The organism is Protofrankia sp. Cas4, assembly GCF_963555915.1.
In the GTDB taxonomy this organism is placed as follows: Bacteria; Actinomycetota; Actinomycetes; order Frankiales; family Frankiaceae; genus Protofrankia.
In genome coordinates, this window is record NZ_CAUVXL010000004.1 from 1 (window position 1) to 13,443 (window position 13,443).

10 protein-coding genes and 2 tRNA genes are annotated in these 13,443 nt (G+C 68.7%); 4 read left to right on the top strand and 8 right to left on the bottom strand.

The annotated features are described in order from the left end of the window. From U9979_RS00120 to U9979_RS00145, 6 genes are all read right to left on the bottom strand, one after another. Positions 1 to 2,943: FtsK/SpoIIIE domain-containing protein (locus U9979_RS00120; protein WP_322777739.1), on the bottom strand; the 2,943-nt coding region annotated here is incomplete at its 3' end. 70 nt (positions 2,944 to 3,013) lie between these two features. Beyond that, complete coding sequence (locus tag U9979_RS00125) at positions 3,014 to 4,024, bottom strand: diguanylate cyclase domain-containing protein (protein WP_322777740.1); 1,011 nt, start codon at positions 4,022 to 4,024, stop codon at positions 3,014 to 3,016. A 223-nt stretch (positions 4,025 to 4,247) separates the two neighbouring features. Next, positions 4,248 to 4,338: transfer RNA gene (locus U9979_RS00130), tRNA-Ser, on the bottom strand. A 97-nt stretch (positions 4,339 to 4,435) separates the two neighbouring features. Next, positions 4,436 to 6,805, bottom strand: a complete 2,370-nt coding sequence (locus tag U9979_RS00135) for a [protein-PII] uridylyltransferase (protein ID WP_322777741.1) — start codon at positions 6,803 to 6,805, stop codon at positions 4,436 to 4,438. A gap of 87 nt (positions 6,806 to 6,892) precedes the next feature. Beyond that, positions 6,893 to 7,231 carry a P-II family nitrogen regulator gene (locus tag U9979_RS00140; RefSeq protein ID WP_322754556.1) on the bottom strand — a complete coding sequence of 113 codons (339 nt, stop codon included), beginning with the start codon at positions 7,229 to 7,231 and terminating at the stop codon, positions 6,893 to 6,895. Next, positions 7,228 to 8,583: an ammonium transporter gene (locus U9979_RS00145; RefSeq protein WP_322777742.1), complete on the bottom strand. Its 1,356-nt coding sequence runs from the start codon at positions 8,581 to 8,583 to the stop codon at positions 7,228 to 7,230. The genes U9979_RS00140 and U9979_RS00145 overlap by 4 nt, the downstream gene beginning before the upstream one ends. A 398-nt stretch (positions 8,584 to 8,981) precedes the next feature. Here U9979_RS00145 and U9979_RS00150 point away from each other — a divergent pair, with 398 nt between their 5' ends. Then, positions 8,982 to 10,145 (top strand): C40 family peptidase, encoded by a 1,164-nt coding sequence (locus tag U9979_RS00150; RefSeq protein WP_322777743.1) that lies wholly within the window; start codon positions 8,982 to 8,984, stop codon positions 10,143 to 10,145. 19 nt (positions 10,146 to 10,164) lie between these two features. On the opposite strand, the gene U9979_RS00155 is transcribed toward U9979_RS00150, so the two are convergent. Next, positions 10,165 to 10,890: a metal-dependent transcriptional regulator gene (locus U9979_RS00155; protein WP_322750661.1), complete on the bottom strand. Its 726-nt coding sequence runs from the start codon at positions 10,888 to 10,890 to the stop codon at positions 10,165 to 10,167. A gap of 147 nt (positions 10,891 to 11,037) precedes the next feature. On the opposite strand from U9979_RS00155, the gene U9979_RS00160 reads away from it, so the two are divergent. The 3 genes from U9979_RS00160 (at position 11,038) to U9979_RS00170 (ending at position 12,654) form a co-directional block, all read left to right on the top strand. Then, a complete protein-coding gene (locus U9979_RS00160; protein WP_322750662.1) occupies positions 11,038 to 11,262 on the top strand; it encodes a DUF3039 domain-containing protein in 225 nt (74 codons plus the stop codon). Positions 11,263 to 11,324: 62 nt separating this feature from the next. Next, positions 11,325 to 11,397, top strand: a tRNA-Arg gene (locus U9979_RS00165). 261 nt (positions 11,398 to 11,658) lie between these two features. Next, positions 11,659 to 12,654: a PDR/VanB family oxidoreductase gene (locus U9979_RS00170; protein WP_322750663.1), complete on the top strand. Its 996-nt coding sequence runs from the start codon at positions 11,659 to 11,661 to the stop codon at positions 12,652 to 12,654. Positions 12,655 to 12,783: 129 nt separating this feature from the next. On the opposite strand, the gene U9979_RS00175 is transcribed toward U9979_RS00170, so the two are convergent. Next, positions 12,784 to 13,347: a YceI family protein gene (locus U9979_RS00175; protein WP_322750664.1), complete on the bottom strand. Its 564-nt coding sequence runs from the start codon at positions 13,345 to 13,347 to the stop codon at positions 12,784 to 12,786. Between the last annotated feature and the right edge of the window lie 96 nt (positions 13,348 to 13,443).

A 13,443-nucleotide genomic window follows, 5' to 3' on the forward strand; every position in this document is an offset into this window, starting at 1 on the left:
CGATGGGATAGCAAGGGTGACGGCTGCCTCCCGGATCGCTTCGACGAGCACCTTGAGGTCGGTGATCTCATTCTCGGATGATCGTGGCCGGGGCGGTGTCGGCGGCGGTTGGCCCAACGCGGCCCAGGTCAGTTCGGTTACCCACGGTGGGGTCAGATAGTCGGTTGTGCCTCCGGAAACAGCGGTGGCCCCGGCCGGTCGACGACCACCGACCCGGCCGGACTGGAACGGGACGAGCGACGCGTGCCCCAGCCGAACGTAGGCACGACCGGGGGTGGCCGGTGAGATGCGCGCGGCGTCTGGCGCGTTGATGACGTCGGAGCTCTCCGCGGTATCGGTGACACGCAGCGCTATCCGTAGGTTCGTGTTCGCCCGGATCTCGGGCGACACCACCCCGCTGGGCCGCTGGGTCGCGAGCAACAGATGGATGCCGAGCGACCGGCCGCGCTGCGCGATGTTGACCAGACCGGTGACGAAGGCGGGCAGTTCACGGGCGAGCGAGGCGAACTCGTCGATCACGAGCAACAACCGGGGCAGCGGGGCAGGGCCGGGGGCTGGGCCGGTCGGTGCGCGACGCGTCTGCGCGGCGACCAGCAGCGCATAGTCCTCGATGTCCTTTGCTCCCGCATCGGCGAGGATGTGCTCGCGTCGGCGGAGCTCGGCCGACAGCGACTCCAGTGCGCGGGTCACCAGGTGGGTGTCGAGGTCGGTCACCATGCCGACCGTGTGCGGCAGCCGGACGCAGTCGGCGAAGGCGCTGCCGCCCTTGTAGTCCACGAGCACGAACGTCATCTCTTCCGGCCGGTTCGCGACGGCGAGCGAGGCCACGATCGACTGCAACAGTTCGGACTTGCCGGATCCGGTGGTGCCGGCGATCAGTCCGTGCGGGCCGTCGCGGCGTAGGTCCAGCGCGAACGGCCCGTCGAGCGACAGGCCCACAGGGAAGGCCGTACTGCGAGGGGCGACAAGCCAGCGGGCGGCCACCGCCGCCGCGGTCGGTGGTTCCAGGCCGACGATGTCAAGGAGCCGGGCGGCGGCCGGGATCGTCGCCTCGTCGTCCCCGCCGACATCGCGGACCGGTGCCAGCGCGCGGGCGAGCCGTTCACACCAGGCCGCGGCTCCGGCTGCGCTCACCACAGCGTCGGGCTCGGCCGGCAGCGCGGTCGCGACGAGATCCGGGCGGACGTCATGGACGATCTCGGTGCGCATCTCCACCAGACACAGCCCCGTCTCCCGCTCCTCCGCCACGGCCTGGCACTCCTCCGGCAGGAGCCGGATGTCGCGATCCAGGCAGATCGAGTGGATGCCCACCGCAGGCCCGTCCCGCAGGATTGCGATCATGCCGGGCACGGACCGCAGCCGACGTGCGCCGTCCAAGACGACCAGCACATCCGGGCCGTCGGCCGGCGGATTCCTGCCGCCCGACGTCGCCCGGGCGTCTGCTCGCGCCGCCACCTGGTTAATCAGTTCGCCGATCCGCCGGGCCCGCGACTCATCGTCGGTCCCGAGCAGGACGGTGGTGTTCTGCCCTTCGCTCGGCCGGCAGTGCGGCAGCCACCGCACCCACTGCCAGGCAGCGGCACCGGAGCTGTCGGTGAGTATGCAGATTGCCAGGTCGCGCGGGCTGTGCAGGGTCGCGGCCTGCGCGATCAGCCAGCAGGCGAGCACCCGGGGCAGGTCGCCGCGGCCGGCGATGCCCAACACGCCCCGCTCGGGCAGGGCCACGGTCACCGGGACGTCCGGTGCCGTCCAGGTGATTTCGCGTTTGTGTTCCTGAGCGGCCGGGTCCTCCATCACGACCTCGCTGGGCAGGTCGGCGGTGCCCAGCCGCAGCCGCAGGTAGTCGGGGTTGTCCCGGCGGCGTTCCCACAGGCGCCCGCGTGGCCCGACGGCGGTGAGCAGGACGGTTGCCGGATCGGGAAAGTCGGCGCGCCGGGCCGAGCGTTCGACGAGCAGCGCCTGCTGTGCGTCGGCTTCGACTTCTTCCCGTCGCCGGCGGTAGTCGGCCAGCTGTTTGCGGTAGCTGCGCCGGCCCTGCCGGTCGCCGGAGACATGCATTCCGATCATTCCCACCGGGCCGATCACGGCCATCAGCAGAAAGTAATATTGCTTGAACAGGAAGGCCATGGCCACGCCTGCGCCAAGCGGCAGGACGGCCATCAGGATCGGCATGGGACGCCGTTCCGGTTCGGTGGGTTCGCCGGGCAGTTTGTAGCGCGTCCGGCGGATCGGCGGGAGCAGCCGGGGCGGTCGGTTGAAGTCGAGCCCCGCCCCGTCGTCGGAGGCCTTGAGCGCGGCGTCGGCCCGGCTGGGCGCGCTCATCTCCAGCAGCACGGACCCGATCGCGATCTGGGCGCTGGCCGGCAGGTCGATCGGGGCCTGTAACGGCTCACGGTCGACGAGAACGCCGGCGGGTTGCAGCCCGAGGTCGCCGACGGGTTGCCGCCCGGGGTCGGTGGCCGCGGGTATGAGGCGACACGAGCCGTCCGCCATCACGGTGATCGTCATCACCTCGGCGGCCAGGCCGGGATCATCCAGGCGGACGGCGCAGGTCGCTCCGGCGCCAACGGCGAACTCACCGGGCCCGAGTCGGTGGACCACACCCGCGCCCGGTCCGCCGATCACCCGGACCTCGATCAGACCGGGCGGTTCCCAGGGCAGCCAGCCCGCTGGTGAGTCGATGCTGATCAGGGTGCCCTCGTGGATCGGGGACTCGGCGAGCGAGAGTGCCCCGGTGACGAGCCGGCCGTCGACGAACAGGCGCGGCCGGCCTGGCACCCGGTCATGGGACCGCTCGCAGACCAGCGGCGTGAAACGGCCCGGTCGGAGGTGGCTCGCCAGGGCGTAGGCGACCGCACTGACCGGTATGTCCGGATCGGTGTCCAGTAGGACGTCGATACTGACGTCGTGGGCCGGGTCGGCCACCGTCAGTGTCAGGCGCATGGCTGCACGATACGGCCTGATGCCGACATAACAGGCTTTATCTCAGATATCGGTGGTGCGGTTCCGGTCGCTATGGCTGGGGCCGAGGCAAGGGCCGGGGTCGACGACGGTGCTGGACCCGGCTGCGGACAAGCGCCTCGCTCGCCAGTTGGACGAGCTCCACAGCGTCCGGGGCTGGTGGCTCACCGGACGGGGAGCGCCCTGGTTGCCACCGGCCGCCGGACCCGGTGACCGGGCCCAGCATGGCCATCCCAACGCTGGCCGACACCCTGATCCGATGGCCGTCGACGGCCATCGGATCAGTCAGGGACAGGGTCAGCGCTTCGGCCAGGGTTGCCGCGTCCGTGCTGGTCAGGTGACCCGCCACCACGACGAACTCGTCCCCTCCCCAGCGGGCCAACAGGTCGGTCGGACGCAGTGCGGAGGTCAGCCGGGCCGCGGTGGCCCGCAGGACCATGTCACCGATCCGGTAGCCGAACGTGTTGTTAATGGTGCGAAAGGAGTCCAGGTCCAGGAAGAACAAGGCGGCCGGATGGACGCCGTCCCCGCTCGCGTCTTGATCCGAGGTCTGCTCGTGGGCTGTGCCCGTGGATGCCCGCCAGAGCTCGCCGAGGCGCTGGGCGACCGGCAGTCGGTTCGCGAGGCCCGTCAGTGCGTCGTGGGTCGCGTGATGACGCAGCTTGTCTTCGAGATCGTGACGTTCGGTGACGTCATCCACCAGGACGACGAGCCCGCGGCCGCCGACGAGCGGGCGCAACTGTACGTACAACCAGCGGGGACCACGTGGTCCCGGGTAGTGGATCTCCATCTGGGGGCGACCATGAGGGTTGTCCAGCAGCTGTCTGGTCATGGTCGCGAGCTGTTCGAGGTGCGGCAGGTGCGCGCCCGTGCCTGCGGCGGCGGATGCGGCGGCGCAGGCGGCAAGCCAGCATTCGCCCGGCTGGACGGGGACAAGGGCAATTCCGGTCGCGGCGCCGCGGCGCCATGCGTCGTTGAGCGTCAGCACCGTGCCGTGGGGATCGAGTACCGCGACCGCGGTCGGCAGCGCGTCGAGAACCACCGAGGCCACGTCGTCGGTCATCACCGAAACCCACCTCTCCCGACGGCCCGGACCCGTCCGGATGTAGCGAGCGTGGTGTGCGAATGCGGCCGTGTCCGCTAAACGCTGATGACGTGTGAGGTGCGAGTGTTGGTAGTGCGTCCCCTGTGCTCTCAGAGATGTTCGTGTTACCGGCGGTGGTGAGGACTGGTGCTGACACAGACGAAGGGAGCCCGCGCATCTGCGTGGACTCCCAGGTCAAGGGCGGAGGCTCGGGGATTTGAACCCCGGAGGGGGTTGATGCCCCCAACCGCATTAGCAGTGCGGCGCCATAGACCGGACTAGGCGAAGCCTCCAACGTGCGTTCTGAGTATAGCCACCACACCTGGAGCGATCTTGCTGGCGTCCTTTCACTATTGTGAACTGCGTCACGGATGCGGTGTCGATCATTGGTCATGCCTCCCGATGATCATCTGTTGCGGCTCCGGCGCGTCGCGGCTCGGGCGGCGGTTGCAGCGCGGCCAGCACGGCGTCGGCCAGCTGCTCGCGCCGTTGCGCCGCAACCAGCGCGCCGCCGTCGGCCTCCCGCACGTAGAACGCGTTCACGACGTCGAGACCGATCGTGGCCACGATCGCGGTGCGGACGCCCAGCCCGGCGGTTGACAGCGCCCGGACCATGCTGAACAGCACGCCGGCCCGATCGGGAGCCCGGATCTCGACAACGGTGTCGGAGCCGGAGTCCTCAAAGATGACCCGCGGCGGTGCGGGTGCGAGCCCACGGCGCGTGCCCGCGTACGCCCGTTCCCGCGCGGTGATCCGGGCCTCCAGGTCAAGGGTGCCGTCCAGGGCACGCAGCAGATCGCCGCGCAGTATCGCGGGGCTGGGCGTCTGTCCGTACGGTCCCCCTCCTGCCACCGGCATCGAGACCGCCGCCTGGAGCAGGGCACGGCGCCCGGAACTGCGGGCGGACGCGCGGCGCACGTCAAGACGGTTGAGGGCCAGCACCCCGGTGGTGGCGGCCAGCAGCCCGGGACGGTCGGGCGCCACCACGACGATCTCGAACATGCCGTCGTCCGGGAGCGGGTTGACCGCCACCGTGTACTCGTCCGCACCCGCGAGAAGAGCCTGTTGACGCTCGCTGAGGGCGGGGGGGTACGGCACCTGCTCGCCGCGGTAAACCGCCATCGCCCGGCTGACCAGCTCACCGACCAGTCGCGCCTTCCACGGGCTCCACGCCGTCGGGCCGGTGGCGAGCGAGTCGGCTTCGGTGAGGGCGTGCAGCAGGCTGAGTACCCGCGGGCTGCCCGCGGCCCGCGCCACCGCCTCGATGGTCGTGAGGTCATCGATGTCCCTGCGGGTCGCGGCTTCGGCGAGCAGCAGGTGATGGCGCACCATCGTCACCAGAATGTCGGTGTCCGCGGGCGGTAGGCCGAGGCGGGGGGCGAGGTCGGTGACGACCGCGATGCCGGCTTCGGTGTGGTCACCGGGCCAACCCTTGCCGATGTCGTGCAGCAGGGCGCCGAGCAGGAGCAGGTCGGGCCGGTCGACCTCGCGGGTCGCCGCCGCCGCGCCCGCCGCTGTCTCGATCAGGTGCCGGTCGACGGTGAAGCGGTGGTACGGGTTGCGCTGCGGCCGGCTGCGTACCCGCTCCCACTCGGGCAGCAACCGGACGAGCAGGCCGACCTGGTCAAGGGCTTCCATGGCAGCGACCGCAGGCGCACCCGTGGCCAACAGGGCGACCAACGCGTCGCGCGCCGCGGCCGGCCACGGCGTCGGCATGGGTGGGGCCTCGCGGGCAAGCCGGTCCAGCGCAAACCGCCCGATGGGGACGCCGGCCCGGGCGGCTGCCGCGGCGACCCGTAGCGTCAGCGTCGGATCGCTCGCCGGGTCGGCGTCCCCGGCGAGCTGCACCTCGCGGTTCTGCTCGACCACGCCTTCATCGAGGGGGCGACGGACCGGGCGGCTCCGGAGCCAGCGCGAGGACGGCCGCAACCCGGCCGAGGCCCGGTACCAGGTGACGTCCCAGGTCCAGGAGATCGTGCGGCCGGCGTCGGCGGTGGCGCGCGCGAGCGCCGGCGGGTCGGGGTACCCCAGGGCGGTGGCGACGGCCGCGGTGTCCTGGAGCAGCAGCCGGTTCTGTTCGCGTCCGTGGGCGAGTCTGCGCACCTCACCGCGGGCATCGAGCAGCACCCGGTAGGCGGCGAGCACGCGTTCGGACGGCTTTTCGGCGACCCATGCGGAGGCGAGCGCAGCCAGGGCGTGGACGTCACGCAGTCCGCCGCGGGCCTCCTTGAGGTCCGGTTCGAGCAGAAAGGCGACCTCACCGTGCCGGCGGGCCCGCTCGGCGACCATATCGGCGAGTTCGGGCAGCCGGCGGGGAGCGCTGGCCCGCCACCGGGCCCGGACCTGGCTGAACAGGGACGCTGCCAGGGCGTGGTCGCCGGCGACCACGCGTGCGTCCAATAGGCCGAGGGTCGCCTTCAGGTCGCCATCGGTGACCGCGATGGCCTCCTCGACGGTCCGGACGCTGTGGTCGAGACCGACCCCTGCGTCCCAGATCGGGTACCAGATGGCGTCGGCCAGCCGGGCGATGTCGTCGCGCCGGCCGTTGTGGACGAGTACCAGATCGAGATCGCTGCCGAAGGCGGGCTCACCGCGCCCATAGCCGCCGACCGCGACGAGCGCCACTCCCGCGCCCGGTTCGCCGAACAGGTCACGCAGGACGCTGTCGGCCACCTCCATCAGAGCACCGCGAAGGGCCGGTCCGACGGTTGCGTCGAGCTCGTCGGACCGGCCCAGCAGCACCGCGATCCTGTCGGTCACCACCGGTTTCCGATCGCCGCGGACCGCGCGCTGTGTGCGCCGTGTGCGCCGTGCACGCTGTGCACGGTTACTGTGAGGCGCACTGTTCTACAGGGCGTCTGATCCACGTTCGCCGGTGCGAACCCGGACGACGGTCTCGACCGGTACCACCCAGACCTTGCCATCGCCGATCTTGCCGGTCTGTGCGGCGGTCGTGATGGCGGTGACCAGCTCCTCAACGGCGCTGTCATCCGTGACGATCTCAATTTTGATCTTCGGGACGAAGTCGACCTTGTATTCGGCGCCCCGGTAGACCTCGGTGTGGCCCTTTTGCCGACCGAAACCCTGGACTTCGGAGATGGTCAGGCCGTGCACGCCGAGAGCTTCCAGCGCAGCTTTCACGTCATCCAGCTTGAACGGCTTGATGACCGCGGTCACGAGTTTCACGCCTGCCCCTCCTCGGTGGTCGTGGTCGAGGACGCGAACGATGCGGAGCCGCCGCCGAGCGAGACGAACTCGTACGCGGTCTCGCCGTGCAGCACGAAGTCCATGCCCTCCTGCTCCTCGTCCGGCGACAGCCTCATCTTGTAAATCTTGTCGATGACGAAGGCGATGATGAACGTTACGACGAATGAGTAGGCCACCACCGAGACGACCGCAAGCGCCTGCTTGCCGAGCAGGCTGGCGCCACCGCCGTAGAAGATGCCGTCGGCGCTGAAACCGGGAGCGACGTCGCTGGTGCCGAAGAAGCCGATCAGCAGGGCGCCTAGCACACCGCCGACGAGGTGGACAGCACCGACGTCGAGGGCGTCGTCAATGCCGACTTTGCCTTTGATCGCTGTGGCCAGGGCGCAGACAGCGCCGGCGAGTAGCCCGATGAAGATCGAGCCGGCCGGCGAGACAAAGCCGCAGGCTGGGGTGATGGCGACCAGGCCGGCGACCGCGCCGGAGGCGGCACCCAGCGTGGTGGCCTTGCCGTCCCGGATCCTCTCCACGAGCAGCCAGCCGAGCATGGCGGCTGCGGTCGCGGTATTGGTGTTCACGAACGCGAAGCCGGAGCGGGTGTCGGCGGCGAGCTCGGACCCGGCGTTGAAGCCGAACCAGCCGAACCAGAGCAGGCCGGTGCCGAGCAGTACGAACGGCAGGTTGTGCGGCCGGAAGCTGGTACCCGGCCAGCCCTTGCGCCGGCCGAGGACAAGTGCCACGGCGATGGCCGCGGCGCCGGCGTTCGCGTGGACGACCGTGCCACCGGCGAAGTCCTCGGCGCCCTTCTTGAACAGCCAGCCTTCCGGGGAGAAGACCCAGTGCGCCACCGGTGAATAGACGACGAGCGACCATATGGCGATGAAAACGGCAAAAGCCCCGAACTTCCAGCGGTCAGCCGTGGCACCGGTGATCAGAGCTGGGGTGATGATCGCGAACATGAGCTGGAAGGCCACGAACACGATCGGTGGGATCACCTGGGCGAGTGAGGGTGTCGTCTCGGCGTAGCCGGGAACCGCCTCGTTCATGTGGTTGAGCAGCGCGAAGTGGAAGCCGCCGAAGATCTGGTTGCTGTCGCCGAACGCGATGCTGTAACCGATCAGTACCCAGAGAATGCTGACGATACCCATGCAGAAGAAGTTCTGCATGAGCATGCCGAGCACATTCTTTGAGCGCACCATTCCACCATAGAAAAATGCGAGACCGGGCGTCATCAGGAGAACCAGCGCCGATGCGGCCAGGATCCAGGCGGTACTGCCGACACTCGCTGCGCTGGTTATCCCATCCTGGAGATTTTTAAGCTGATCTGAATTCATGTCTCTCCCGTCGGTCGCCCCGCCCGCCCGCGCGGACCATGCTCGCCCCGGTCGGCGGCCGAGCGTGGCCGTCCCGGATCCTTCGGCCGAAGAGTCGATAGGATGCGTTCCGGACCGGTATCTTGCCTGTTTCTGACACGTGAATTCGCCAAATTGGGCGGCTCGTGATTCCCCGTGGTGGCTGTGTGTTGTACCTCACATTACTCTCTGTGAGAATCGGCGCGTGTGCGTGATTCTACTGGCGCCAAGGGTTACTGTGCCTGGCTGTGGGTAGCGACTCAGATGCAGATAGCAATTACAAGGTTCGCGTCGCTTCATACGTTTTTGTCCGGTTGCGTAAACGGCCGTCTATTGTCGCGGAGGTCCAACATCGGGCGTTTGCGCGGACACCGCTTGCCGTGGGTCTACTCGGGGCTCTCGTCGGCGGGATCATGCTTGTGCCGACCACTGCCGGCCCGGCCAGAGCCGACGACATAAACAAGATCACGGAAGACATTGCGGGCGCCCGGCAGCGTCTGACCGACCTGACTAATTCGACCGAGGCCGTCACCGAAGCGTTTAATGCCGGCCGGTTGCGGCTGGGTGCGGCCGAACAGGCTGGGGCCCGGGCCGCGGACAATGTCGGGCGTGCTGACGCCGCCGTGCAGGCCGCACAGGAAAAGCGTCGTACTGTCGGATCTGTCGCTTATAAGACCGGTGACTTCGAACAGCTGTCGGTCCTGTTGTCCGGCGACCCCGCAACCGTGCTGGATCGGGCAGGTGCGATGGACGCGCTCGCCCGTCGCGGCAGGGAGGCCGACGTTCAGTTGCGGTCGGCACGGCATGATCTTACCGATGCACAGACCGCCGCCGCGTTGGCAGTCGACGAGCAGCATCGAGAGGTCGTATCCCTCGAGACGCAGAAGCAGAGCATCGAGACATCGATCACGGCACAGCGGGCGTTGCTGGACGAACTGGTCGCCCGTCACGACGATCTTGTGCGGCAGGCGCGTGAAAACGAGGCCGCGGCTCTTCGGGCCCGTGAGCAGGCGGCCGCACAGGCCGCTGCCGCCCGCGCTGCGCAGGCCGTGGCCGAGCAGGAGCAACTACGTGATCTGAGCAAACTGACCGAACGTGCCGGTCGCGGATTCACTGAAATGCCGATCTCGCCGCCGCCCCCACCCACCGTGGCCGCAAGCGTCGGCGGAGGCGGAGGCGTGGGCGCGTCCGGGGGCGGGGCGGCGGTCGCGGTGGCCGAGGCCCGTGCGCAGCTCGGCAAGCCGTACATGTGGGCGGCGGCCGGCCCGAACGCCTTCGACTGCTCGGGGCTCACCCAGTGGGTGTGGTCCAAGGCGGGAATCGCGCTGTCCCACTACACCGGTGCGCAGTGGAACGAGGGGCGCCAAGTCTCCACCGCCGAGCTCATCCCGGGCGACCTGCTTTTCTTCGGCGCTGATCTACATCATGTCGGGGTCTACATCGGCGCCGGCAAAATGATTGACGCACCACACACAGGAACTGTGGTGCGCCTCGAGGACGTCTGGTGGCCGAGGCTCGCCGGGGCCGTCCGGCCGGGTGGATGATATCGGGATCCCGCGGCGCTCATGCCACGTTCGCCACGGACCGCTCGACATAGACGAGCCCCGCGCCCCGCCGCGAAAGCTCGATGGCGGTGGCTTCGTCGCCCACCGGGGTCTCCTCCGGAGACACGATCTCGACGACGTCACCGCGCCCGCGGACGATCACTGTGGCACCTGGCATCACCGCGGCGTCGCGCAGCTGGCGCATCGTGCGTTCGTCCGTCTGCAGGCGCTCGGAGATCCAGCTGACCGTGACCGGGGTGGCCCGGGAACCCGCGAAGTCGGCGGCGGCCAGCAAGCTCAGCGGAGCCGGTGGCCGAGGCCCGGCTGGGCGGTCGAACGAGCCGGTCGGGATGACGTTGCCGAACGGGCATCTCTTCGGGTCGCCGAGGATCTCGGTGAGCCGCATCTCCACCTCGTCGGAGATCACATGCTCCCATCGACACGCCTCATTGTGGACCAGTGCCCAGTCCAGGCCGATCACCCGGGTGAGGAGAAGCTCTGCCAGGCGGTGCTTGCGCATGACCGCGGTCGCGCGGGCGAGACCCTTCTCGGTGAACTGCACGGTGCGGTCGTCGGCGAGGGCGACCAGCCCCTCACTGGCCAGCCGCGAGGTCGATTCGCTGGCTGCGGGAGCACTGACGTGCAATCTTTCGACAAGACGTGCACGCAGCGGCGGGATGCCCTCCTCCCTCAGCTCGTAGAGGGTACGGAGGTACATCTCGGTACTGTCGATAAGTCCAGTCACCGGGCTCCTTCGTCCAGGTACCAGGGTACGCCCGCGAGGCGACGTGCCGGCCGGCCTGACCGATCATCGGGGGGTCCGATCGGCGGCCCCGATCGGGGGTCGGATGTCGGCGGTCGCGGCGCGGTACGGCGTCCTACACTTGGCTCCATGAGCTCGACCCAGATCGCACCGGAGACCACCCACAGCGGGACGGACGAGGGCAACGACTTCGCCCACTACGCCCGCCATGAGGAGATCGTCCGGGCGTCCATCGAAGGCGGCCGGGTGACCGCGCTGTGCGGCTACCAGTTCGAGCCGGTGCGCGACCCGCAGCGGTTCCCGGTGTGCCCGCGGTGTAAGGAACTCGTCGCTCTCGCCGAACAGTTCGGCTGACCCGCCACCCACGCCGATGTGTGAGCTGGCTGCGGTGTCACGGCTATGCTCGTCATGGGTGCGCCCTTGTAGCTCAGTGGATAGAGCGATCGCCTCCTAAGCGATAGGTCGTAGGTCCGATTCCTACCAAGGGCACAACGCCTCGCCGACCTGCGAGGTCCGTCTGATGGCCGAGGCGACGCCGGCCGACCACCGCTGCTGATCTCTACGCCGATGGGGACGACGTTCCTCTCGCTTCAGGTCGACGCTATTCGTGGGAAGCGCATAGCAACGACGAGCCGGGCGATGAAGGTTGGCATAGCAGCTTCCAGATCCGATCGGTGTGATCCTGAAGGACGGTCGAGGCCTGTCCGTGGCCGACGTCGGGTATGAATGACGTGAGGAAGGCGGTAGGCAATGTCTGCGAGTGCGCCGCAGGACGGTCGGCTCGGTCTGGTCGTCGCAGCGAAGGAACGTGTCGCCGAGGCGGTCGTGCGGGTGGTGCTCACCCGTCCCGACGGCGGTGCGTTACCGGCGTGGACGCCGGGTGCGCACATCGACCTGATCCTGACCGGACAACTGGTCCGCCAGTACTCACTGTGCGGCGATCATGGTGACGAGAGCCACTGGGAGATCGGGGTACTGCACGAGCCCGATGGGCGTGGTGGGTCCCGGCACGTGCACGAGGTTCTCAGCGTCGGCGATCAGGTGACGGCCAGCGTTCCACGGAACAACTTCCAGCTCGTCCCGGCGCCGGAGTACCTGTTTCTCGCGGGCGGGATCGGCATCACTCCGATCCTGCCGATGGTCCAGGCGGCGCAGGCCGCGGGTGCCGCGTGGAAGCTCGTCTACGGCGGACGCCGGCATGCGTCCATGGCGTTCCTCGACCGGCTGGCCCGTTACGGGAACCGAGTGGCGGTCCAGCCCGAAGACACCCATGGCCAGCTCGATCTCGGCGGCCTTCTGGGCACTCCCCGCCCGGATGTCGCGGTCTACTGCTGCGGCCCTGAGGGTCTGCTGGCGGCGGTGGAGTCGCGATGCGCAGCGTGGCCGGCCGGCAGCCTGCACGTCGAACGCTTTCGGCCCCGCCCACCAGGAGCCGGCGGCACGAACGGCGTCGGGAGGGACGGTGCCGCGGCGGTCTTGGACGAGTTCGACGTCGTCCTCGCCCGGAGCGGCCGGACGGTGCGGGTCCCCGCGGCGCGGTCGGTGCTCGAGGTGTTGGAAGCAGCGGGGGTGGATGTGTTGTCCTCCTGCCGGGAGGGCATCTGCGGCACCTGCGAGACCGGTGTCATCGAAGGTGAGCCCGACCATCGGGATTCGGTACTCACCGATGACGAGCGGGCCGCGTCGGAATTCATGATGATCTGTGTTTCCCGCAGTCGCACTCCGAAACTCGTCCTCGATCTGTGACCAGCCCGTTGTGAACTACGTGACCGGAAGGCTCACGGATCGTTCTCGCGTCGCTCGCGGATTCGCCTGCGGATCCGCCGGTGACGACCGATGGCGGTGCGAGAACGATCCTGGCCGGACCGGGGTCGGTCAGACAGACTTGATTGCCGAAATGTCAAGCTCGATCTTGATCTTGTCGCTCAGGAGAAGACCACCGCTCTCCAGCGGAGCATTGAAGGTGATCCCGAACTCCTTGCGGCTGATCGTCGCCGAACCTTCGAAACCGGCGCGGGTGTTGCCGAACGGGTCCTTGGCGGAACCACCGAACTCGATTTCGATGTCGATCGGCTTGGTCACACCGTGGACGGTGATGTCACCGCTGAGGATGAAGCTGGTCTCGCTGCCGCCGCTCTTCGCGCTGTTGCTGACGAAGGTGATCGACGGGTACTGCTCGACGTCGAGGAAGTCTGCGCTGCGCACGTGACCGTCCCGGTCCGCGTTGCCCGTGTCGAGGCTGGCGGTGGAAATGGTCACGGTGGCGCTGGACGACAGCGGCTCGGCGCCGTCGAGGGTCAGCGTCCCCTCGAAGCCGCCGAAGCTCCCGCGGACGGTGGTGACCACCGCGTGGCGAACGGCAAAGCCCAGCCGGCTGTGTACCGGGTCGATCGTCCACGTGCCGGTCAGCTCGTCGGGCGTGATCGTGGGAGACGTCACTGTTTCCTCCTGGGAAGGTCGTGCGGGCACCGGTTTGCCGGCGTCTGATCGTGTCGTGCCTCGCTAGCATATCGATGCTCGCGCAAACAACTTCCA